19 protein-coding genes are annotated in these 22,634 nt (G+C 68.2%); 13 read left to right on the top strand and 6 right to left on the bottom strand.

Annotated features, from left to right (window positions below; genetic code table 11):
* The first annotated feature begins 10 nt into the window (after positions 1-10).
* Genes BAU07_RS11850 through BAU07_RS11860 form a run of 3 tightly spaced genes read left to right on the top strand, consistent with a single transcriptional unit; the run spans position 11 to position 3,247 of the window.
* Positions 11-1,024 (top strand): AAA family ATPase, encoded by a 1,014-nt coding sequence (locus tag BAU07_RS11850; RefSeq protein WP_066657741.1) that lies wholly within the window; start codon positions 11-13, stop codon positions 1,022-1,024.
* The gene (locus BAU07_RS11855) at positions 1,002-2,147 is read left to right on the top strand and encodes a DUF58 domain-containing protein (RefSeq protein WP_084025634.1); all 1,146 of its coding nucleotides are present in this window, start codon (positions 1,002-1,004) and stop codon (positions 2,145-2,147) included. Before BAU07_RS11850 ends, BAU07_RS11855 begins: the two co-directional genes overlap by 23 nt.
* Positions 2,144-3,247: a VWA domain-containing protein gene (locus BAU07_RS11860; RefSeq protein WP_066657744.1), complete on the top strand. Its 1,104-nt coding sequence runs from the start codon at positions 2,144-2,146 to the stop codon at positions 3,245-3,247. The genes BAU07_RS11855 and BAU07_RS11860 overlap by 4 nt, the downstream gene beginning before the upstream one ends.
* Positions 3,248-3,386: 139 nt before the next feature.
* Here the strand turns inward: BAU07_RS11860 and BAU07_RS11865 are convergent, their stop codons facing one another.
* Positions 3,387-4,328: a YicC/YloC family endoribonuclease gene (locus tag BAU07_RS11865; RefSeq protein WP_066657747.1), complete on the bottom strand. Its 942-nt coding sequence runs from the start codon at positions 4,326-4,328 to the stop codon at positions 3,387-3,389.
* Positions 4,329-4,434: 106 nt separating this feature from the next.
* On the opposite strand from BAU07_RS11865, the gene rph reads away from it, so the two are divergent.
* Both rph and BAU07_RS26795 read left to right on the top strand, forming a co-directional pair.
* Entirely contained in the window at positions 4,435-5,187 is a 753-nt protein-coding gene (gene rph, locus BAU07_RS11870) for a ribonuclease PH (RefSeq protein ID WP_066657755.1), read from the top strand.
* 135 nt (positions 5,188-5,322) lie between these two features.
* Positions 5,323-7,053, top strand: a complete 1,731-nt coding sequence (locus BAU07_RS26795; RefSeq protein ID WP_157122507.1) for a methyl-accepting chemotaxis protein — start codon at positions 5,323-5,325, stop codon at positions 7,051-7,053.
* On the opposite strand, the gene BAU07_RS11875 is transcribed toward BAU07_RS26795, so the two are convergent.
* On the bottom strand, positions 6,934-8,766 hold the full coding sequence (locus tag BAU07_RS11875) for an EAL domain-containing protein (RefSeq protein WP_066657762.1): 1,833 nt from the start codon (positions 8,764-8,766) through the stop codon (positions 6,934-6,936). The genes BAU07_RS26795 and BAU07_RS11875 overlap by 120 nt on opposite strands.
* A gap of 143 nt (positions 8,767-8,909) precedes the next feature.
* On the opposite strand from BAU07_RS11875, the gene rdgB reads away from it, so the two are divergent.
* From rdgB to ntrC, 5 genes are all read left to right on the top strand, one after another.
* Positions 8,910-9,533, top strand: coding sequence for an RdgB/HAM1 family non-canonical purine NTP pyrophosphatase (gene rdgB, locus BAU07_RS11880; protein WP_084025636.1), 624 nt, complete (start codon positions 8,910-8,912; stop codon positions 9,531-9,533).
* Between the two features lie 14 nt (positions 9,534-9,547).
* Positions 9,548-10,768 carry a radical SAM family heme chaperone HemW gene (gene hemW, locus BAU07_RS11885; RefSeq protein WP_066657766.1) on the top strand — a complete coding sequence of 407 codons (1,221 nt, stop codon included), beginning with the start codon at positions 9,548-9,550 and terminating at the stop codon, positions 10,766-10,768.
* 184 nt (positions 10,769-10,952) lie between these two features.
* A complete protein-coding gene (gene glnA, locus BAU07_RS11890) occupies positions 10,953-12,365 on the top strand; it encodes a type I glutamate--ammonia ligase (protein WP_066657771.1) in 1,413 nt (470 codons plus the stop codon).
* 78 nt (positions 12,366-12,443) lie between these two features.
* Positions 12,444-13,505, top strand: a complete 1,062-nt coding sequence (gene glnL / locus BAU07_RS11895; RefSeq protein ID WP_066657777.1) for a nitrogen regulation protein NR(II) — start codon at positions 12,444-12,446, stop codon at positions 13,503-13,505.
* Positions 13,502-14,947, top strand: coding sequence for a nitrogen regulation protein NR(I) (gene ntrC / locus BAU07_RS11900; protein ID WP_066657780.1), 1,446 nt, complete (start codon positions 13,502-13,504; stop codon positions 14,945-14,947). The genes glnL and ntrC overlap by 4 nt, the downstream gene beginning before the upstream one ends.
* Positions 14,948-14,957: 10 nt before the next feature.
* On the opposite strand, the gene BAU07_RS11905 is transcribed toward ntrC, so the two are convergent.
* Positions 14,958-15,923: a LysR family transcriptional regulator gene (locus BAU07_RS11905; protein ID WP_066665343.1), complete on the bottom strand. Its 966-nt coding sequence runs from the start codon at positions 15,921-15,923 to the stop codon at positions 14,958-14,960.
* 142 nt (positions 15,924-16,065) lie between these two features.
* Between BAU07_RS11905 and BAU07_RS11910 the strand changes: the two genes are divergently transcribed.
* The 3 genes from BAU07_RS11910 (at position 16,066) to BAU07_RS11920 (ending at position 18,802) form a co-directional block, all read left to right on the top strand.
* Positions 16,066-16,764: a pirin family protein gene (locus BAU07_RS11910; RefSeq protein WP_066657786.1), complete on the top strand. Its 699-nt coding sequence runs from the start codon at positions 16,066-16,068 to the stop codon at positions 16,762-16,764.
* A 70-nt stretch (positions 16,765-16,834) separates the two neighbouring features.
* Positions 16,835-17,761: a pirin family protein gene (locus BAU07_RS11915; protein ID WP_066657789.1), complete on the top strand. Its 927-nt coding sequence runs from the start codon at positions 16,835-16,837 to the stop codon at positions 17,759-17,761.
* A gap of 66 nt (positions 17,762-17,827) precedes the next feature.
* Positions 17,828-18,802: a Bug family tripartite tricarboxylate transporter substrate binding protein gene (locus BAU07_RS11920; RefSeq protein ID WP_066657794.1), complete on the top strand. Its 975-nt coding sequence runs from the start codon at positions 17,828-17,830 to the stop codon at positions 18,800-18,802.
* Between the two features lie 132 nt (positions 18,803-18,934).
* Here the strand turns inward: BAU07_RS11920 and BAU07_RS11925 are convergent, their stop codons facing one another.
* The 3 genes from BAU07_RS11925 to BAU07_RS11935 are packed head-to-tail and all read right to left on the bottom strand — an operon-like array spanning position 18,935 to position 22,436.
* A complete protein-coding gene (locus tag BAU07_RS11925; protein ID WP_066657798.1) occupies positions 18,935-19,732 on the bottom strand; it encodes an ABC transporter ATP-binding protein in 798 nt (265 codons plus the stop codon).
* A complete protein-coding gene (locus BAU07_RS11930) occupies positions 19,729-21,393 on the bottom strand; it encodes an ABC transporter permease (protein WP_066657801.1) in 1,665 nt (554 codons plus the stop codon). Before BAU07_RS11930 ends, BAU07_RS11925 begins: the two co-directional genes overlap by 4 nt.
* Entirely contained in the window at positions 21,393-22,436 is a 1,044-nt protein-coding gene (locus tag BAU07_RS11935) for a Fe(3+) ABC transporter substrate-binding protein (RefSeq protein ID WP_066657804.1), read from the bottom strand. Before BAU07_RS11935 ends, BAU07_RS11930 begins: the two co-directional genes overlap by 1 nt.
* Between the last annotated feature and the right edge of the window lie 198 nt (positions 22,437-22,634).

Genomic DNA, 22,634 nt, shown 5'->3' on the forward strand with positions numbered 1-22,634 from the left:
GTGCAGGCGTATGAACGACCAAGCCCTGAGCGCCGTGGACAGCGCCAACCTGATGGAGCGTCTGCTGTACGAGGTGAAACGCGTGGTGGTGGGACAGGACCATTTCCTGGAACGGGTATTGGTTGCCGTCCTCGCGCGGGGCCACCTGCTGGTCGAAGGCGTGCCGGGCCTGGCCAAGACGCTCACCGTCAACACCCTGGCCAAGACCATGGGCGGGTCGTTCAAGCGCATCCAGTTCACGCCAGACCTGCTGCCCGCCGACCTGGTGGGCACGCGCATGTACAACCAGCGCACGGGGGAATTTTCCACGGTGCTCGGCCCCATCTTCGCGAACCTGCTGCTGGCCGACGAAATCAATCGCGCGCCGGCCAAGGTGCAGAGCGCGCTGCTGGAAGTGATGCAGGAAAGACAGGTAACCATCGCCGGCGAGACCCATCCGGTACCGGTGCCTTTCCTGGTAATGGCGACGCAGAATCCGATAGAGACCGAAGGCACCTATCCCTTGCCGGAAGCGCAGATCGACCGCTTCCTGATGAAGGTGCTGGTGGGCTATCCCACGGATGAAGAAGAGGTGGTCATCGTCAACCGCGTGACCGGGCCGCGTATCGACGTCAACAGGGTCGCCATGACGGAACAACTCGCCTTGCTCCAGGATGAATGCCGCCGGGTGTATGTGGATCCGGGCCTGGTCCACTATGCGGTCCGTGTGGTGGGCGCCACGAGGGCGCCGGGCAACTGCGGTCTGCCTGAACTGCAGCGCTACATCACCTTCGGCGCCAGTCCGCGCGCCACCATCGGCCTGATCGAGGGCGGTCGCGCGCTGGCCTTCCTGCGTGGCCGCCACTACGTGCTGCCGGAAGACGTGGTCGACCTGGTGCCCGACGTGTTGCGGCACCGTATCGTGCTTTCCTACGAGGCCTTGTCCGAAGGGATCAGCGCCGACGAAATCGTCGCGCGCGTGTTGCGCGCGTTGCCGGCGCCCGAGCGTCCGCTGGAATCCCATGTTCGGGTTGCTGCGGTTTAAGCGGCGGCGCGCGCCTCCCGGCGACGCACGGCCCGCGGGGGCGGGCGGGCTGGCGCCCGACATATCGGCGAGCCGCGCGGAGGCCCTCGTGCGGCGGCTCGAGTGGACGGTGATCCGCCGCCTCGATGGATTGCTCCAGGGCGACTATCGCACGCTGTTCCGCGGCTTCGGGCTGGATCTTGCCGACCTGCGCGAATACCGGCCCGGCGACGACGTGCGCTATATGGACTGGAATGTGACGGCGCGCCTGCAAACGCCTTACGTGCGCGAGTTCCAGGAAGACCGCGAGGTTTCCGCCTGGTTCCTGCTGGATATGAGCGGCTCGGTGGACTTCGGTTCGCAGGGTGTGCGCAAGCGGGCGCTGCTGGACGAGTTCACCGCAGTCATGGCGCGCCTGCTGACCCGCTACGGAAACAGGGTGGGGGCCGTGGTGTATGTGGGCGCCGACGACACGCGTCCCCTCGTCGTGCCGGCCCGGGCGGGACGGCGCCACCTGCTGCATCTGCTCGATCGCATGCTGGCGGCGCCGCCCGCGGTGCGCGGCGAAACGCGGCTGAGCGATTTGCTCGAGCACGCCAGGATGGCCGTGGGACGGCGATCCGCGCTGTTCGTGGTGTCCGACTTCATCAGCGCGCCGGGTTGGGAGGCGCCGCTGGGCAAGCTGGCCCGGCGGCATGATGTCGTGGCGGTGCGCCTGCGCGATCCCCTGGAGACCGCCTTGCCGGATCTGGGCCTGGTCGTCCTGCAGGATGCGGAAACGGGGGAACAGTTGTTCGTCGATACGCACGATGCAAGCTTCCGCAAGCGCTTCGCGGAAGCGGCGCAGGCCCGCGAGACCGGCCTGCAGCAGGCGTTCGCGCACGCCGGCGTGACCTGCCTGACGCTGGCGACCGACGCACGCCTGGATCTGGCCCTGCTGGAATTCGCCCGCCGGCGGCGCGCGCCGGGCAAGGGCGGCATGCCCGCGGATCCCGCGCTCGACGACGCGGGGCAGGCGCAGCGGCAAGGCGGGGAACAGGGCCAGCAACAATGGGGACAACAGCAGCAAGGGGAACGACAGCAGCAAGGGGAACGACAGCAGCAAGGCCGGGAACAAGGCCAGGTGGGAAGGAGACCCATATGAGCCAGCTCGCCGCCCTGGAGTTCCTGTGGCCCAGAATGCTCTGGCTGCTCGTGCTGCCCCCTGTCCTGGCCATTGCGTACCTATGGCATGAGCGGCGCCGGCGCCGCGTGGCCGTGAGCTATCCCGCCTTGATGACGGTCGGGGCCGTTGCACGCGGCGGCAGCGGTTGGCGTCGCCATGTACCGGCGGTGCTGATGTTCGTGGCCCTGACGGCGTTGACCCTGGCCATCGCGCGTCCGCAGGCGATGATGGTGCTGCCATCGCGTGTCGAAACCGTTCTGCTGGCCGTGGATACCTCCGGCAGCATGAAAGCGGAGGACATCAAGCCGACCCGCATGCATGCCGCGCAGCAGGCCGCCAAGGTGTTCCTGGACGAGCAGCCCGTCGGCGTCAGGGTAGGGCTGATCGCGGTGGCGGGCACCGCCGCGGTGGCGCAGCCGCCGACGCGCAACAAGGCGGATGTGGTGGCGGCCATCGACCGCCTCCAGGCGCAGCGGGGCACCGCGCTGGGCAGCGGCCTGATCATCGCGCTCACGACCCTGCTGCCGCAGGCCGGCATCGATGCCGAGCGCTTCATGAATACCGGCAATGCGAAGGCGCCGGAGCCGGCGCGCGCGCCCGGCAGGCCGCCCGATGCCGTTTCCCGCCCGGCGGAACGCGCCGCAGGCCCGCAGGCGGAAGGGGGACCCGTGGCCCCGGGATCCTATGCGGCCGGCGCCATCGTGCTGTTGTCGGACGGCGAAAGCAATGCCGGTCCGGACGCGGTCCAGGCCGCCACCATCGCCGCCGAGCATGGCGTGCGCGTTTATACGGTCGGCGTCGGTACGCCGGAAGGGACGGTGCTGCGCCTGGAAGGCATGGCGGCCCGCGTCAAGCTGGATGAAGCGGCGCTGAAGAAGGTGGCCGACATGACCGGCGCGGAATACTTCCGCGCCCAGGACGCGGCCGAGTTGAAATCGGTATACCGCACGCTCAGCGCCAGGCTGGCCCTGGGCAAGCGGCAACCGGTGGAAGTGACCGCCTTGTTCACCGCGCTGGGTACGCTGCTGGCCGCCTGCGCGGCGCTGCTGTCGCTGCGCTGGTTCGGGCGGGTGCTGTAAGGGCTGCGGCGGGGTCAGGCGGGCGCCAGCCGTTTGCGACAGAGGTCTACCGTCGCCTTCATTCGCAGCACCGTGGCACGACGGATAGGGAACGCCCTTGCGCGCTCGCGCGCCAGATCTGCAGTGGTTTTTAATATTTCTACTCGATATTCTGCGCCTGCTCCCGCATCTGCTCGATCAGCAGCTTCAGGTCCATGGCGGCGCGGGTGACGTCGACGCTGCCGGCCTTGGAACCCAGGGTGTTGGCTTCGCGGTTCATTTCCTGGAAAAGGAAATCCAGGCGCTTGCCGGCGCTGCCGCTGCCGCCCCCGCTGCGCTTGCCGCCCTTGGGTTTGTCATCGCCTTCGGTCAGGATGTGCACCAGTTCGGCCAGGTGCGAGCGCAGGCGCGATAGCTCCTCGGCAACGTCGATGCGCAGCGCGAACAGGTTGGCTTCCTGCGACAGGCGTTCGGTCAGCTCGGCGCCGCTGATGTGGGTGAAGCCGCCGGGAAAGGCGGTCTCGACGCTTTCGCGCAGCTTGGCCGCCAGCTTTTCACGATGGTCGGCCAGCAACTGGGGCAGGTGGCGCTCCACTTCCTCCACGATCTTCTGGATACCGGCCGCGCATTCGCGCATCATGGCGGCCAGGCGTTCGCCCTCGCGGGCGCGCGCATCCTGCAGCTGCTGCAGGGCTTCGCGTGCGGCCTGCATGCCGGCCGCGCCCCAGGCTTGTGGGTCCAGCGCGTCGTTGTTGCGCTGGCCGGGCCAGTTGAACAGTTCGACCAGGCGCGGCGGCTCGATCTCCGGCAATATCTCGCGGGCCGCCTGCAATTGTTCGGCCAGCGTCTTCAGCCATTGCGGATCGAGGCGGTCGACATCGGCGGCGACGTTGCGCGTGTAGCTGACGCGGACCTCCACCTTGCCACGGGCGAGCTGGCTCGTGAGCAGTTCCCGCAGGGGGGCTTCCAGGTGCCGCAGGTCGTCGGGCAACCGGAAATAGAGATCGAGAAAACGGCTATTGACGCTGCGAAATTCCAGCGCCAGCGAACCTGCATCGAGGTCGGCGCGGGCGCTGCCGAAGGCCGTCATGCTGCGTATCATGTTCGGTAGATCCTGATAGTGAACGGGCGCGAAGCGTACCCTTGCCGGCAGAATAACCTGAAGCGCGAGGGCCACGTACAATCCGCCGACCCCACCGACTGTATCCATGGAGAAACGCGTGACGACCCCTACCACGATGGTCCGGCCTTCCGGGCGCGCCCCTGACGAACTGCGCCCGCTCGACCTGGCGCGCGGCTTTACGCGCTACGCCGAGGGCTCGGTGCTGATCAAGGCCGGCAATACCCATGTCCTGTGCACCGCCAGCGTGCTCGACAAGGTGCCTGGCTTCCTCAAGGGGCAGGGCCAGGGCTGGGTGACGGCGGAGTACGGCATGTTGCCGCGCGCCACGCATACGCGCGGCGACCGGGAGGCCGCGCGCGGCAAGCAGTCCGGGCGCACGCAAGAGATCCAGCGCCTGATCGGCCGCAGCCTGCGCGCCGTCGTGGACATGGGCCTGCTGGGCGAGCGCACGCTGCAGATCGATTGCGACGTGCTGCAGGCCGATGGCGGCACGCGCTGCGCCAGCATCACGGGCGCATGGCTCGCCACGGCGGACGCGATCGGCGTGCTGATGAAGCGCGGCGACCTCGCTGCCAATCCCTTGCGCGACCATGTGGCGGCCGTGTCGGTCGGCATGGTGGGCGGGCGGCCGGTGCTGGACCTGGATTACGAAGAAGATTCCGGCTGCGATGCCGATGTGAATGTGGTCATGACCGGCGCGGGCGCCTTCGTGGAAGTGCAAGGCACGGCCGAAGGGGTCGCCTTCAGCCGCGCGGAACTCGACGCGATGCTGGCCTTGGCGGAAAGCGGCATCGGCCGCCTGGTGCAGGCGCAACGGGCGGCGCTGGGACAGGGTTGAGCCCGCGCGGCGCGGGACGAGGACCCGCGCCACCCGGGCGCGCACAACGACTTGCGCCAGTGTCAAGAAACTGCCAACTTGCCGCAACATAATCCATCCCCGGATGTTTGCCCCGCGAGGGGAAAGTGGGATGTGATGCACAACAAGTTCAGTGTGAAGCAGGCGCTATCCATCGTGTTGGCGCTGTTCGTGGTGCTGTTTTGCGCCGCCGGTGCGGCAGCCATCGCGCTGCTGCGCGAGAACCGCGCCTGGGTGGAAGAACTGGGGCGCGATAACATCGAGCGCGCCAGCGATATGGGCAATGTCAGCGGGGCGGTGTTCCAGGCCCGCGCGGCCCTGGTCGATGCGAAAACCTATATGGAAGGCGGGCGTATCCCGGATCGCGACGAAGCGCTGCGCGTCGTCGACCGCTTCCTGGCCGATGCGCGCGCGGGCGTGAGCCGCCTGCAGGCCGTGCCCTACGCCAACCAGGCCGGCAAGCCGCGCTATGACGCCGTGATGCGCGCCTACGCCGCGCTGGTGGACGGCTGCCTGGTGCCGATGCGCGAGGCGATCCAGGGCTGGAACGGCGTGGAGGTGAACCGGCTCGGCGACCAGGTGCTGCCCGCCGCGGCCGCGGCCTATGTCAAGGCGGAAGGTGAATTCCAGCGCTATATGCGGGAGCAGGGCGCGGCCGCCATACGGGAAGTCGCGCGCATGCAGGACATCGCGGTGCGCAGTGCCGTGGCCCTGGCGGTATTCGTGCTGCTGCTGGCCATCGGCATACGCCTGGTGCTGCAGCGTGCGCTGCTGCGGCCCCTGGTCGAGGCCGGCCACCACCTGGACGATATCGCCGACGGCGACCTGACCGGCGCGGTAGGACGCACCGGCGACAACGAAATCGGCGTGCTTTTCACCGCCATGGCACGCATGCGCGCCGGTTTGGCGACCGCGGTCGGCACGGTGCGCACCGCCGTGGACGACATCCACGCCGATATGCGCGCGCTGGCCGCGGGCGGCATACAGCTTTCCGAGCGCACCGCCGAACAGGCCGGCATGCTGCAGGAGACCGCGGCCGGCATGTCGACCCTGGCGCAGACCGTGCACCTGACCTCCGATAATGCGCAACAGGCCAGCGCGCAGGCGCAGCGCGCCGAGACGCTGGCCGGCCAGGGAGCCCAGGCGGTCGACCGCGTGGTCGCCCGCATGCGCGACATCGCCGACAGCGCCCGGCACATCGGCGACATTGTCGGCGTGGTGGACGGCATCGCCTTCCAGACCAATATGCTGGCGCTGAACGCCGCCGTCGAAGCCGCCCGTGCCGGCGAGGCGGGCCGCGGCTTCGCCGTCGTCGCCGGCGAGGTGCGCACCCTTGCCCAACGCAGCGCCAATGCCGCACGGGAGATCAAGACGCTGATCGCGGATTCGGCCAGCCATGTGCAGGCCGGCGTGCGGGAAGTGGGCGAGGCCGGCCGCACCATCGATGACGTACGCCAGGCGGTCGCCTGCGTCACGGCACTGGTGCACGGAATATCGGAGGCGGCCGCCGAGCAGGCGTTGGGGATCGGCACCATGCACGAAGCCATGTCGGGACTGGACGGCAACACCCAGGAGAACGCGGCGCTGGCCGAGGAAACCGCGGCCGCCGTCGCCGCCTTGGAAGGACGGGCGCAGCGCCTGCGCGAGGCCGTCGCGGTGTTTCGCCTGGGCGGCGTGGACGCCGGGCACGCCGGCGCCCCCGACCTGCCCGTTGCCAGCCGGCCCGGCTCAGGCGCCGTCGGCCATGAGGTAGGGTTCGACGACGAGCGGCACGTTTCCGTGCTTGACCTGATGCTTGACCCGCGCGGCCGCAGAGGCAATGTCCTCGGCGCGGATGCGCATGCCTGATCGCGGCGTCACCTGCAGGGCGCCAATGCTCAGGGTGACGAAGGGGAATGACCGCATGATGCCGTAGCGGTCTTCCGCCGCGATGCCGCCGCGCGCCCGGCCGCCTTCGTCGTAGAGTGCGATGGCGCCCTCGTTGAACTGTTCGATGATGCGTTCGGCGCGGGCGTGCCAGTCGCCGCTGCGGAACAGGATCACGAAATCGTCGCCGCCCACATGGCCGACGAAATCGCGCTGCGGGTCGCAGTTCGCGCGGATCACCGATGCGCACAACTGGATCATGTCGTCGCCCCGCCAATAGCCGTACACATCGTTGAACGGCTTGAAGTGGTTCAGGTCGCAATAGCAGGTGACGAAGTCCACGCCGCCCTCGAGCAGGCTGCCGATGTGCTGGCTGATCGGGATGTTGCCGGGCAGCGATGTCAGGGGGTTTGCGTAGCGGGCGGCTTCGATGCGCATTTCCGTCACCGAGCGGACCAGCGCCTCGCCCGTGCCCAGGCTGTCGTAACGGCCGTCGCGGGTAATGATGAAGCCGTCCACCAGGTAGCGCTGGTCTTCCGAGACCAGCACGTGACTGAGTTGGTCGATGGACGCGTGCACGTCCACCAGCACCGGCTGGCTATTCATGAACGTGGTGCAGGGGTCGCGGCCGAACAATTCGCGCGTGTAGCGTTGGGCGTAGCGCTCGGTGAAGTCGCGCCGGTTGATGATGCCCGCCGGCCGGTTCCCGTCGTCCACCACCGCCACGGCGTGCAGGGCCTTGTGCTCGTCGAACAGGCGGTGCACGTCATCGTTGGTATGCCGGCCGGGCGACACCGAAGGCGCCTCCACGCGCAGCGTGGCGGCGGTGGCGCCGGGCAGCAGCGACGTGGCGCGCGGGGCGGGACGGCGCGCCAGGGCCTGCCGCACCTCCGCGCCGATGTGCGTGGCCAGGGTGGCGGCGGGATGGCCCAGGAACCAGCCCTGGGCGTAGCGGATACCCAGGTCCCGCACTGCGGCCAGGTCTTCGGCGGTCTCGATGCCTTCCGCGATGGTGGGAGTTCCCAGGCACTGCGCGACCGACAGGATCGCGCGCACCAGTTGCTGCCGCCGCTCGTCGCGCGCGATGCCATGGAAGAAGTAGCGGTCCACCTTGACCAGGTCGGGTTGCACCTCGGACCACAGTTGCAGGCTGGCGTGGCCGACGCCGTAGTCGTCCAGCGCCAGGCGCACGCCATGCGCGCGCAGGGCGCGGAACACTTCGGTCAGCACGCGCAGGTCGGGACATACCGGGTCATGCTCGGTCAGTTCGATGACGATGCGCGCGGCGTCGATGGCGCTGGCTTCCAGCAGCCGGGCGGGCGTTTCCTGTCCCCAGCGCGCCCAGAAATGCAGCAGGGCGGAGGCCGACATGTTCAGGAATAGACAACTGTCCGCAGGCGCGTCCAGGTCCTGGAAAGTACGCAGGCCGCTGGTCGCGCTCGCGTGTTCGACGGCGGGGTGTACCCCGCGCCGGCGCGCCTCGCCGAACAGGGCGTCGGGCGTATGCAGCAAGCTGTCCCGCGGTCCTCGGATCAGGCTTTCGTAGCCGTAGACGCGGCCTTGCGCCAGGTCGACCACGGGTTGGAACAGCGGCGTCAGTTGTCCTGCGCGGAGGATATCGTCCAGCAGGCCCGCCGCCGGCGCGACGGCATGGTGGGCGGGAATTCCGGAAGCGGGATGTACAGGCGCGTGCATACGGAAGCCAGCGGAGGCAGCGGGTGGAGGTCGGCTATGGTGAGCCGTCCATGTTGCGCCGGCGTTTCAAAGTGTGACCTCAGGCCGGGGCGCGGGCGATACACTAGCAGTTTGCCTGGGGCCTCGCACGCCCGTTACATATCATGAGCGTCGTCACCTCCCGACTCGACCGCGTTGTACTGGCGTCCGGCAATGCCGGCAAACTGCGGGAATTCGCCGCCTTGTTCGCCCCCCTGGGCATCGAACTGGTACCGCAACATCAATTGGGCGTGCCCGAGGCGCCCGAACCCCACGTCACTTTCGTGGAAAACGCCCTGGAGAAAGCTCGCCATGCCAGCCGCCTGACCGGGCTGCCCGCGCTGGCCGACGATTCGGGGCTGTGCGTCGACGCCCTGGACGGGGCGCCGGGCGTCTACTCGGCCCGGTACGCGAGCCTGGACGGCGGGGAAAAATCCGATGCCGCCAACAATGCCTTGCTGGTACGGAACCTGGCGGGACAGGCCGACCGGCGCGCCTGTTATGTCGCCGTCCTGGTGCTGGTGCGCAGCGCCGACGATCCGCGGCCGCTGGTGGGCGAGGGCGTCTGGTACGGCGAAATCAGCGCCACGCCGCGCGGCGATCACGGTTTCGGCTACGATCCGCACTTCCTGCTGCCCGAGCTGGGCCGGACCGCCGCCGAGCTGCAGCCCACCGAAAAGAACGCCGTCAGCCACCGCGCGCTCGCGCTGCGCGAACTGCTCGCCAAACTGGACCGTGCCGCGCGCTGACGCGGCTGTCTACCATGCCCATCACCATTCCCATCCGCCACGCGGACGTGCCTCTTCCTGCGTCGCAGGCGCGTCGCGGCGCTTCCGGCTTGACCAGCCTGCCGCCGCTGTCGCTCTACGTGCACGTGCCCTGGTGCGTGCGCAAGTGTCCCTATTGCGATTTCAATTCCCACGCCATCGCGGGCGAGATACCCGAGCGCGCGTACCTGGATGCCTTGCGCGCCGACCTGGAGCAGGCGCTGCCCCTGATCTGGGGCCGCCAGGTGATGACGGTATTCATTGGAGGCGGCACGCCCAGCCTGCTGTCGCCGGCGGGGCTGGATGAGCTGCTGGCGATGCTGCGGGCCTACCTGAACCTGTGGCCGGACGCGGAAATCACCATGGAGGCCAACCCCGGCACCGCGGAGGCCGGCCGATTCCGCGACTACGCGGCAAGCGGGGTCAACCGCCTTTCCCTGGGCATCCAGAGCTTCGACGACGCACAGTTGCGCGCGCTGGGCCGCATCCATGACGCCGCGCAGGCGCGTCGCGCCATCGCGATGGCGCAGGCGGCGGTGGCGCGGGTCAACCTTGACGTGATGTTCGCCTTGCCGGGCCAGTCTGTGCAGGCCTGTGCGGCGGACGTCCGCGAGGCGCTCTCCCATGGCACCGAACACCTGTCGCTCTACCACCTGACGCTGGAGCCCAATACGGTCTTCGCGAAGTACCCGCCCGTGGTGCCGGACGACGACACCGCGGCGGCGATGCAGGACACGGTGCAGGAGCTGGCGGAGCAGGCCGGGCTGGCCCGCTACGAAGTATCGGCCTATGCCCGGGCCGGTGCGCGCTGCCGGCATAACCTGAACTACTGGGAGTTCGGCGACTACCTGGGCATCGGCCCCGGGGCGCACGGCAAGCTGTCCTTCCACGACCGCATCGTCCGGCAGGCGCGCACGCGCAACCCCGAACGCTGGATGGCGGCGGCGCTGGCAGGCGACGGTTCGCACGTGGCCGAGTCGCGCGAGGTCGGTCCGGAGGACCTGCCGTTCGAGTTCATGCTGAACGTGCTGCGGCTCAAGGACGGCGTGCCGGCGACCCATTTCGCCGAACGGACCGGCCTGTCGCTGGCGACCATCGCGCACCAATTGGAGGCAGCCGTCCGCCGCGGCTTGCTGGATCCGGACCCGACGCGCCTGAAGGCAACGCCTCAGGGTTGGGCGTTCCTGAACGATCTTCAAGCCATTTTCCTGCCCTGATGCACCACGGCGCCCCGGCCTGTGCACCAAAATGGAACCTTTGTGCCCTAGGATATGCACAATACCGGTGCATGATTTCGTATCTACCCTTCGGGATTCCCAGGGGAAAACATGGCATGGATGTTGCTTCTAGTCCTACGCCAGTCGAGTTGCAGCACTCGACCCTTTATCAAACGGAGATGACATGGCAAGCCCAAAAGAAGTCGTGAAAGAGATTGCTGAGAAGGAGGTCAAATTCGTCGACTTCCGGTTCACCGATACCGCTGGCCGCGAGCACCACGTTTCGGTGCCGGCGCGCGTCGTCGACGAAGACAAGTTCGAAAGCGGCCACGCTTTCGACGGTTCCTCGATCCCTGGCTGGAAGGGCATCGAAGCCTCGGACATGCTTCTGATTCCGGATGCCGGCACGGCCCGCATCGATCCGTTCATGGAAGAAACCACGCTGGCGCTCACCTGCGACGTGGTCGAGCCCTCGGATATGAGCGGCTATTCCCGCGACCCCCGGTCCCTGGCCAAGCGCGCCGAAGCCTACCTGAAGTCCTCCGGTATCGGCGACACCGCTTATTTCGGCCCGGAGCCCGAATTCTTCGTGTTCGACGGCGTGACGTGGAACACCGACATGTCGGGCACCTTCGTCAAGATCAAGTCCGAAGAGGCGCCGTGGTCCACCGGGACCGAGTTCGAAGGCGGCAACCTGGGCCATCGTCCGCTGGTCAAGGGCGGCTATTTTCCCGTGCCCCCCGTCGATTCCTTCCAGGACATGCGCTCCGAAATGTGCCTGATCCTGGAACAGCAGGGCGTGCCGGTCGAAGTGCATCACCACGAAGTGGCCGCTCCGGGCCAACTGGAAATCGGCACCCAGTTCAGCACGCTGGTCAAGCGCGCCGACTGGAACCAGGTCCTGAAGTACGTCGTGCGCAACGTGGCCCATGCCTACGGCAAGACGGCCACCTTCATGCCCAAGCCCGTCGTGGGCGACAACGGTTCCGGCATGCACGTGCACCAATCGATCTGGAAGGACGGCCAGAACCTGTTTGCCGGTGAAGGCTACGCCGGCCTGTCGGAATTCGCGCTGTACTACATCGGCGGCATCATCAAGCACGCCCGTGCGCTGAACGCGATCACCAACCCCGGCACGAACTCCTACAAGCGCCTGGTCCCGCACTTCGAAGCGCCGGTCAAGCTGGCGTACTCGGCGCGCAACCGCTCGGCTTCCATCCGCATCCCGTATGTCGGCAACCCCAAGGGCCGCCGTATCGAGACGCGCTTCCCCGATCCCCTGGCCAACCCCTATCTGGCTTTCTCGGCCCTGATGATGGCGGGCCTGGATGGCGTGCAGAACAAGATTCACCCCGGCGACCCCGCCGACAAGAATCTGTACGACCTGCCGCCGGAAGAGGACGCCAAGATCCCGACCGTCTGCGCGTCGCTGGAGCAGGCCCTGGAAGCGCTGGACAAGGATCGCGAGTTCCTGACCCGGGGCGGCGTGTTCAGCAATGAAATGCTGGATGCCTACCTGGTGCTGAAGGAGCAGGAAGTACAGCGTCTGCGCATGACGGCGCACCCCGTCGAGTTCGACATGTACTACAGCCTGTGATTGACGGCTGATTTCCCGGGTACACGCGGGGGCGGACCGGGTTGCCGGTCCGCCTGTCCGCCGCCCCGGGTGACAACGATGAATGTAGACGCCTTCGACCTGCTCGCGACATCCGTACTGCTGGTGGACGAGCACGGGCTGGTCGTGCATGCCAATGCAGCGGCAGAGGACTTGTTCGGGCGGTCGCGCCGCCAGTTGGGCGGCCAGTCCGCCGCGGGCCTGTTCGACGACCGCGAGGCGGTGCAGGATTCCATCGAGCAGGCGCAGGCCGGCAATTTCGCCGACGCGCGCCAGTTGTCGTCCCTGCGGCGCGGAGGCGAATCGGTGAGCGTGGTGGTGACCACCGTCGCCTTGATGGGGCAGCCCTGGCCGGTGCTCATCGAAGCGCGCGAGATCGAGCAGCGCGTGCTGGCGGACCGTAACCACCGCCTGGTCGACGAGATCGAAACGCACCGCGAATTGCTGCGCAACCTTGCGCACGAAGTGAAGAACCCGCTGGGTGGCTTGCGTGGCGCCGCCCAACTGCTGGAAGGGGAGTTGCCCGATCCGGCGCTGGCGGAATACACGCAAGTCATCATTTCAGAGGCCGACCGGCTGCAGGCGCTGGTCGACCGGCTTATCGGCCCCCAGCGCATGCCGTTGCAGGCGCGGCCGGTCAATATCCACGAAGTCTGCGAACGCGTCAGCGCGCTGATCCAGGCGGAGTTCCGCGATGGCCTGACCATCGTGCGCGACTATGACGCTTCCATGCCCGACCTGCAGGGCGATGCCGCGCGGCTCATGCAGGCGGTGCTGAACGTCGCGCGCAACGCCGCGCAGGAGTTGGCGCTGCAGCCGGGCGGCCCCGATACGCCGCCGGCGCAAATCGTATTGCGCACCCGCGTGGCGCGTCGCGTCATGCTGGCGCACCGGCAGCACCGGCTGGCCGCGGTGCTTTCGATCATCGACAACGGCCCGGGAGTGCCTGAACATATCCGCGACCGCATTTTCCATCCGCTTGTCACCGCGCGTCCTGGCGGCACGGGGCTGGGGTTGAGCCTGGCCCAGGATTTCGTGCAGCAACACGGTGGCATCATCGAATTCGAATCCCGACCCAGGCACACCGAATTCCGCCTGGTATTGCCGATGGAACCCGCATGAAACCCGTTTGGATCGTAGACGATGACCAGGCCATCCGCTGGGTGCTGGAAAAAGCCTTGGCCCGGGGCGGCATGACCACCCGCAGCTTCTCCCAGGCGCCAGACGTGCTGGCGGCGCTGGAGACGGAAGTGCCCGCGGCGCTGGTGTCCGATATCCGCATGCCGGGCGGCAATGGGCTCGACCTGCTGCGGCAGATCAAGGAACGCCATCCCGCGCTGCCCGTGATCGTGATGACCGCCTTCGCCGACCTGGACAGTACGGTGTCGGCCTTCCAGGGCGGAGCTTTCGACTATCTGGCCAAGCCCTTCGATGTGAACGATGCGGTGGCGTTGATCCAGCGCGCGGCCCAGGAGTCGGCCGATGGACAGTCCGGCGACGAGGCGTCGTCGCAGGCCGAGGCCAACTCCGAACGCTGGATGATGACGCAGTCCGCGTCCACCGCGATGCAGGAGATCTTCCGCGCCATCGGCCGCCTGGCGCAGTCCAAGGTCACCGTGCTGATCACCGGCGAGTCCGGGACCGGCAAGGAATTGGTCGCGCGGGCCTTGCATGGCCACGGCGCGCGTTCCAACGGTCCCTTCGTCGCCCTGAATGCGGCGGCGATTCCGCGGGACCTCCTGGAAGCGGAATTGTTCGGCCACGAACGCGGCGCCTTTACCGGCGCCAACAATCTGCGGCGCGGACGCTTCGAGGAAGCGAACGGCGGGACGCTGTTCCTGGACGAAATCGGCGACATGCCGATCGAGTTGCAGACCCGGCTGCTGCGGGTCCTGGCCGAAGGCAGCTTCTACCGCGTGGGCGGTGCGCAACCTGTCCGCGTGGACGTGCGCATCGTGGCGGCCACCCACCAGCCGCTGGAGCGGCGCGTGGAGCAGGGCCTGTTCCGCGAAGACCTGTTCCACCGGCTGAACGTGATCCGCCTGCGCTTGCCGCCCCTGCGCGAGCGCGTGGAAGACATCCCGGCGCTGGCCCAGCATTTCCTCACGCAGAGCGCCCGCGCCCTGGGCGTGCCGGCCAAGCGGCTCACGCCGGAAGCGCTGGCCGTGCTGACGCGTTTCGATTTTCCGGGCAATGTGCGCCAACTGGAGAATTTCTGCCATTGGCTTACGGTGATGGCGCCTGGCCAGACCATCGAACGCGCCGACCTGCCGCCCGAGATCCGGGCGATGGAGCAGCAGCCGGTAGCGCAGATTTCTTCACGGCAGGTGGTCGCGGACCCGCCGCAGAACTGGCAGGAGTCCTTGCTGCGCGATGCCCAGCATCGCCTGGACCGTGGCGAGCCGGCCATCATGGCCACGCTGACGCGGCAGTTCGAGCGCATCCTGCTGCAGACAGCGCTGGAGGCCAGCCGGGGACGGCGCGTCGAAGCGGCGTCCCGCCTGGGCATCGGCCGCAATACGATCACGCGCAAGCTGCGCGACCTGGGCATCGAGGACGAATAGTCCGCGCCGCTCAGCCGGCCGGCGTGGGGTCCGTCAGGCTGGCGCGCAGGCGCGCGGAATCCAGTTTCTTCAGCCACCATTTCAGGGCTTCGCCCTGCGCCGGCGCGCGCCACGCATAGACGAGCTGCTCGCGCATCTGGCCGTCGCGCGTGGCTTTTTCCATGAGCAGCCCCTGGTCCAGATAGGGCTGGGCCAGCACCCGGGGAATATAGCCGCAGCCCACGCCGCGGACCTGTGCGTCGATCTTTGCCTGCATGGTCGGCATGACGACGCGCTGCTGCATATCGAGCAGGTTGCGCGTAAGCGGCGGCAGGGCGCGCGAGGTGTCCGCCACGACGACGGCGCAGTGCGCGCCGATGTCGGAGGGCGCCAGCGGGTCTTCCACCTTGGCCAGGGGGTGATGCGGCGCGACGCAGAACACCAGCGTGACCTCGCCCAGGGGCCGCGAGGCGAAGCGTCCAGGGGGCGCGAAGGCCGCGTCCCCGCCGATCAGGAGGTCGGCGCGGCCCGATGTCATGGCGTCCCAGGTGCCGCTCAGGACTTCGCTGGAGAAGCGCAGCTTGGTTGCGCCACCGACATGCTGGAAGTCCTCGATCAGGTCGTAGAGCGGCGGCCACGGCAGGACGCCGCTGACGGCGATGCGCAGTTCCGGTTCCCATCCGGTGGCGATGCGCCGCACGCGGCGCGTGAGGTCTTCCATCGACTGCAGCAGCAGGCGGCCGTCGGCCAGCAGCGCCTGGCCCGCCGGCGTCAGGACGGCCCGGTGGCCGCCACGGTCGAACAGCAGCACGTCGAGCTTGTCTTCCAGGCCACGTATGGCGTAGGTGACCGCCGAGGGCACTTTGCCCATTTCGCGCGCCGCCTTGGCGAAACTGCCATGGCGGGCGATGGCGTCCACCAATAGCAGCAGGTCGGGGGTGATCAGGGCATCGGCGCCTGGGACAGGCGCCGCGGAAGAAGCAGGGGAGGAGGGCACGAAATTTCCGGACGGAGGGCAGCGCACCGCGCGCGGCAGCCATTCAAATTTATTGAATGATGTCGTCAAACCGATTCATCCGCAAGCCATGCCCCGGGGCCCAGAATGGTGTTCATCGACACACCACACAGGAGTTCACGCCATGCTTACCCTGCGACGCAGCGAAGAACGCGGTTATGCCGACCACGGCTGGCTCAAGAGCCACCATACCTTTTCCTTCGCCAGCTATCACGACCCGCGCTATATGGGGTTCGGGCCGCTGCGCGTCATCAACGATGACCATATCGCCGCCGGCCGCGGCTTCGGTACGCACGGCCATCGCGACATGGAGATCGTGACCTATGTGCTGGAAGGCGCGGTCGCGCACAAGGACAGCATGGGCAATGGCTCGACCATCCGGCCGGGCGACGTGCAGCGCATGAGCGCGGGCCGCGGTGTGCTGCATTCGGAGTTCAATCCGCAGCCGGATCGCGGGACGCACCTGTTGCAGATCTGGATCGAGCCGGATGTGACCGGCATCGAACCCGAGTACGAGGAAAAGCGCTTCGACGAGGCCGACAAGCGCGGCCGGCTGCGCCTGGTGGCCTCGCCCGACGGACGCGACGGCTCGGTACGTATCCACCAGGACGCGCGCCTGTACGTCGGCCTGTTCGACGGGTCGGAAAGCGCCACGGTGTCGCTGGCCGCCGGGCGGCGCGCCTGGGTCCACGTGGCGCGCGGCAGTGTCAGCCTGAACGGCCAGGCCTTGCAGGCGGGGGACGCCGTGGCGGTCCAGGACGAAAGCGGCATTGCGCTGTCGGACGGTGAAGGCGCCGAAGTCCTGGTGTTCGACCTGCCCTGACTGCAGAATGACCTCCGGTGACAGGGAAGCTTGCTTCCCTGTCGGATCCCCTTGCTTGCGGAGCCTCTTCATGTCCCAGCTCACCCCCCGCTACGCGCCCCCCATTGAAACGGTGGTCGTGCCCCGCACCAGCGATATCGGCAACTTCGAAGTGCGGCGCGCCTTGCCGTCGCGGGAGCGCCGCACCGTCGGCCCGTTCGTCTTCCTGGACGAGATGGGCCCGGCTGTCCTGCCGGCGGGCGCCGGGATCGATGTGCGGCCGCACCCGCACATCGGCCTGTCCACCGTGACCTACCTGTACGAGGGCGCCATCGTGCACCGCGACGGCGCGGGCCATGTGCAGACCATCCTGCCCGGGGAGGTCAACTGGATGACGGCCGGGCGCGGCATCGTCCATTCGGAGCGTTCATCGGCCGCCAGCCGCGCGCAACCGCAAGGGCTGGCCGGCTTGCAGGCATGGGTCGCGCTGCCCGCCAGCCATGAGGAAACCGACCCGGGTTTCGCCCACTACGGCCGCGATGCGCAGGCCGTGGCCGAGGGCGAGGGCGTGCGCGCGCAGATCATCGCCGGATCGCTGTTCGGGCAGACTTCCTCGGTACCGTCCCTGTCTCCGCTTTTTTTCGGCGACGTGACGCTGGCGCCGGGCGCCCGCCTGGATCTGGCGCCCGAATATGAGGAAAGGGCTGCCTACGTGGCCGTGGGCGCAGTGGAAATCGAAGGCCAACGTTTCGATGCGGGGCGGCTGGTGGTATTCGCGCCGGGCCGGCCCGTGAGCTTCCGCGCCCTCGGTGACGCGCGTATTGCCCTGCTGGGCGGCGAGCCGCTGGACGGTCCGCGCTACCTGTGGTGGAACTTCGTGTCCAGCCGGCGCGACCGCATCGCCCAGGCGCGCGAGGACTGGACGCGCGACCGCTTCGGCCAGAGCGTGCCGGAGGACACCACGGAATTCATACCGGCGCCGCCGCTGCCCGCGCTGGCGCCCGCCAGGCAGGGTTAGCCCAGGGCCGCGCGCGCCGGTTTGCCGATATGATGCGTTGGCTGTCAAAACGCTTACACGGAGGCAATGATGCGAATATCGGCGAAGTGGCTTTCCACGGTCGCGATGCTGGCGGCCGGCTTGTGCGCAGTGGCGTCGGCGGCGGATTTCCCCACCCGGCAGATCACCTTCATCGTGCCGTATACGCCCGGCGGGACCACCGACATCGTGGCCCGTACGGTGGGGCAGAAACTCACCGAACGGTTCGGCCACCCCGTGGTCGTTGAAAACCGCCCTGGCGCCGGCGGCAACATCGGCATGGAGGCCGTCGCCAAGGCGGCGCCGGACGGCTATACCATCGGCCTGGGCGCCATCTCGACCAATGCCTTGAATCCCTTCGTCTATCCGTCCATGCCTTTCGACCCTACCAAGGCATTCACGGGCATCAGCATGCTGGGCACCTCCACCATCGTGCTGGATGTCGGTCCGCGCCTGCCGGTGGACAGCGTGGCGCAACTGATCGACTACGCCCGCAAGCACCCTGGACTGGGTTACGGCACGCCGGGCGCCGGCACGTCCATGCACCTGGCCGGCATCATGTTCGACCAGCTGACCGGCGCGGGGCTGCAGCACGTCCCCTACAAGGGCAGTTCGCAGGCGCTCAACGACATGCTCGGCGGCCATGTCGACATGCTGTTCGACAACCTGCCTGCCTCGCTGCCGCATATCAAGGCGGGCAAGATCAAGGCCCTGGCCGTCACCGGCAGCAAGCGTTCGCCGGTACTGCCCGATGTCCCCACGCTGAAGGAGCTGGGCTATGCGGGCGCGGTGGTCGATCCCTGGTTCGCCGTCTACGGGCCGGCAGGCATGCCGCCTGAAGTCACCAGGACGCTGAGCGCCGGTTTCCAGTGGGCGCTGGCCTTGCCCGACGTCAGGCAAAAGCTGGAGCAGGCCGGCTTCGCGCCCTCCGGTTCTTCGCCGGAAGAGGTGGAAAAGCTGACCCGCAGCCAATACCAGACCTTCGAGGCCCTGTCGCGCAAGGTCAAGCTGCGGGCCGATTGAACCCCGGGCGCGGTGCCGGCGCGAGGATGCCGGTGGGATACTGGAATCGCGCAGGAATCGCGATGGAATCGTGCTGCAACCCGGTGGGGACCGCGCCGGATTCGCGTTGGGACCGCGCTGCCGCGCGCGATGTCAGGCCGCGGCGGCGGGGGGCCTGGCGCCGCGCGCGTACGCAGCGGCGCGCCGTTCCGCAAGCGCTTCGCGGCGGATGAAGTCGGCCACTGCTGGCGTGGCCGGATGATGGCGCAGGTTGTAGGGCGTATCCCACTGCGCGATCCGGCCTTCCGCCATGACGCCGATGCGGTCGGCGATGGCGAAGGCCTCGGCCTGGTCATGGGTGACCAGCATCGCCGTGTGGCCGGTGTGCTTGAGGATGTCGCGCACCTCGAAGGCCAGCCGTTCGCGCGCATCCGCGTCCAGATTCGAAAACGGCTCGTCCAGCAGCAGCAGCTCGGGCGAGGGCGCCAGGGCGCGCGCCAGCGCGACCCGTTGCTGCTGCCCGCCGGACAGCTCGTGCGGATAGCTGTCCGCCGCGTGGGCCAGGCCGACCAGGTCCAGCATTTCGTCGACGCGGCGCCTGCACTCGTCGCGCGGCATGCGGCGCAGGCCGAAGCCGACGTTGCGGCGTACCGTCAGGTGCGGGAACAGGGCATAGTCCTGGAACATCATGCCTACGCGCCGGCGTTCGGGCGCGACGGAGGAGGTGGCGCTGGACAGGACCGCGCCGTCGAGAAGAATGCGGCCGGCCACCGGCGGTTCGAAGCCCGCGATGGCGCGCAGCACCGTCGTCTTGCCGCAGCCAGAGGCCCCCAGCAGGCAGCCGATGTGGCCGCCGGGCAGCGTCAGGCTCAGGTCATCGACCACACGCCGCGGGCCACGCGGGGTGTCATAGGCGAGGCCGAGTTGATCGAGTTCGAGCGTGGCGGTCATGATGCGGGATGTCCGGTATAGCGGGCGCTGGCCGCGCCCGCCGGTGCGCGCGGCAGTTTTTCCTGGCCGCGCGCCAGCAGGATGACCGGCAGCAGTCCGGCCGCCACGATGCCCAGCGCCGCCACGGCGCCTTCTTCGTAGGTGCCGCGGGCCGCCTCGCCGTACAGCCAGGTCGCCAGCGTGTCGAAATTCATCGGCCGCAGCAGCAGGGTGGCGGGCAGCTCTTTCATTGCGTCGACGAAGACGAGTAGCGCAGCCGCGGCCATGGCCGGCCGCAGCAGCGGCAGGTGTACGCGTCGCAGCGTCCCGCCCGGCGTTTCGCCGAGCAGGCGCGCTGCCTGTTCCAGTGACGCGGGGATGCGCGCCAGCCCGGCCTCCAGGCCGCCGGCCGCGATGGCGAGGAAGCGGATGCTATAGGCGCAAACCAGCGCCGCCGCCGATCCCATCAGCACCAGGCCTGTCGTTCCGACCGTGGCCGAGAGTGCGCGGTCGAACAGGCTGAAGGGGGTCAGCAGGCCGATGGCGAGCACAGTGCCGGGCACCGCATAGCCCAGTCCGGCGAGCCGCGCATACGCCTGCGCCAGCCTGCCGCGGGCGCTTTCCCGCGTGGCGCGCGCGGCCCATGCCACCACCATGCCGCAGCCCAGCGTAACCACGGTGGCGATGCTCGCGATGGCCAGGGTATTGCCCGCCGCCGCCCAGAGCTGGCGCGAGACGCCGCCCACCAGGTGCAGGCGCTTCTGCACCTCCCAAAGCAGGTATAGCGCCGGCGCGGCGAAGCCCAGCGTCACCGGGATGGCGCCCAGCAGGGCGGCCAGCGCGGCGCGCCAGCCTTGCAGGCGCACGGGCTGCATCGGCCGCATGCGCTGCGCGGTCGCGTAGCGTTGCCGCCGGCGCCCATGGCGTTCGAGCAGGATCAGGCCCACCACGATCAGCAGCATGGTCAGCGCGATCTGCGCCGCCGAGGCCAGATCCGAACGGGTGACCCAGGTGGTATAGACCGAGACCGTCAAGGTTTGCACGCCCAGGAATTCCGAGGCGCCGATGTCATTCAATGTTTCGAGCAAGGCCAGGCTGACGCCCACCGCGATGGCCGGGCGGGCCATGGGCAGCGCCACGCGCCAGAACGCGCCGATGCGTCCTTCGCCCAGCGTGCGGGCGGCTTCCAGCATGTTGGCGGCCTGCGTCATGAACATGGCGCGGGTGCTCAGGTAGACGTAGGGATAGAGCGCGAAGCCCAGCACGAAAATCGCGCCGGGCAGCGAGCGCAGTTCGGGCAAGCGGAACTGGCGCGGACTGTCATAGCCGAGCAGCGCGCGGATCGCGCCCTGCACCGGCCCGATGGGGTGCAGCAGGTCCAGATAGGCGAAGGCGACGATATAGGTCGGCACCGCCAGCGGCAGCAGCAAGGCCCAGCTCAGTATGCGGCGGCCGCGGAATTCATAGGCGCTGACCAGCCAGGCGCTCCCCGTGCCCAGCAGCGCGGCCAGCACGCCCACGCCCAACAGCAGCAGGCCGGTATTGGAGGCGGCCTGGGGCAGCACATAGGCTGCCAGGTGCGCCCAGTGGCCGGCGTCGGTCCCCAGCGCCTGCCAACCCAGCGCCGCCAACGGGGCGCAGACGACCAGCGCGATCAGAGCCGCGCCCCATGACCAGGCCATCAGTTGTCAAAGCCCACCTTATCGACGAGCTCGCTCGCTTGTTTGCGGTACTTGGCGATTTCCGCGACGGACAGCCCGTCCACCTTCAGCGGGCCGAAGCTTTCCACGACCGGGTCCAGCTTGACGCCGCTGCGGACGGGGTATTCGTAATTCGCCTGTGCATACAAGGCCTGCGCGGGCGCCGATACCAGGTATTCGAGCAGCTTGACCGCGCCTTCCTTGTGCGGGGCATGGCGCGCGACCGCCGCGCCGCTGATATTCACGTGCGTGCCGCCGTCCTTGGCCTTGGCGAAGGTGGGGCGCACCACCTTGATGGCATCGCCCCATTTGCGCGCGTCGGTGCCGGGCTGCGCGTTCTTCATGTGGCCGACGTAATACGCGTTGGCCAGGCCGATATCGCAGATGCCGCCAAGGATGTCGCGCGCCACGTCGCGATCGCCGCCGGCGGCCTTGCGCGCCAGATTGGCCTTGACGCCGCGCAGCCATTTTTCAGTGGCCTCGGCGCCGTCGTGGGCGATCATGGCTGCGATCAGCCCGGTGTTGTAGGGATGCTGGCCGGATCGGATGCACACCTTGCCCTTCCACTTCGGATCGGCCAGGTCTTCGTAGTGGAAGCTGGACAGCGGCAGGTCCTTTTCGACGTACAGCACGCGATCGCGCAGGGACAGGGCATACCACGCGCCATTCGCCCCGCGCAGATTGGCGGGCACTGCGGATTCGAGCGCGCGGGATGGCGCGGCCTGCGTCACGCCGCCGTCCACCAGATCCAGCAGATTGCCGATGTCGACGGTCATCAGCACATCGGCGGGCGACTTGTCTCCCTCGGCCTTGACGCGCTCCAGCAGCCCGTCCTTGACGAACACGGTGTTCACCTTGACGCCGCTTTCCTTGGTATAGGCATCCAGCAGGGGCTGGATCAGCTTGGGTTCGCGCGTCGTATACAGCGTGACCTCGTCGGCCGCCAGCGCAGGCGCCGCGTATACCGCGCCGGCCAGGCACAAGGCGCCGAAAACGTTCGAAAGAGGAGAGCGTAGGAATTTCATTGCGTGTGGCTCCGTGTCGGCCGACCGCCCGCGTGCGGCCAGCGGACTGTTAACGAAAATTATTATCAGTCACCGAAAGCGGGAAGATAGCAAGAATCAACCGTTCATTCAACTGAATGTCAGGCGCGTCATGGGTCCGAGCGGCCGGGCGATGGGCCACGGTTGCGTCCGGATGTCGGGCGCCGTTGCATCGGTTAT

It is taken from the genome of Bordetella flabilis, from assembly GCF_001676725.1.
Lineage (GTDB): Bacteria > Pseudomonadota > Gammaproteobacteria > Burkholderiales > Burkholderiaceae_B > Bordetella_C > Bordetella_C flabilis.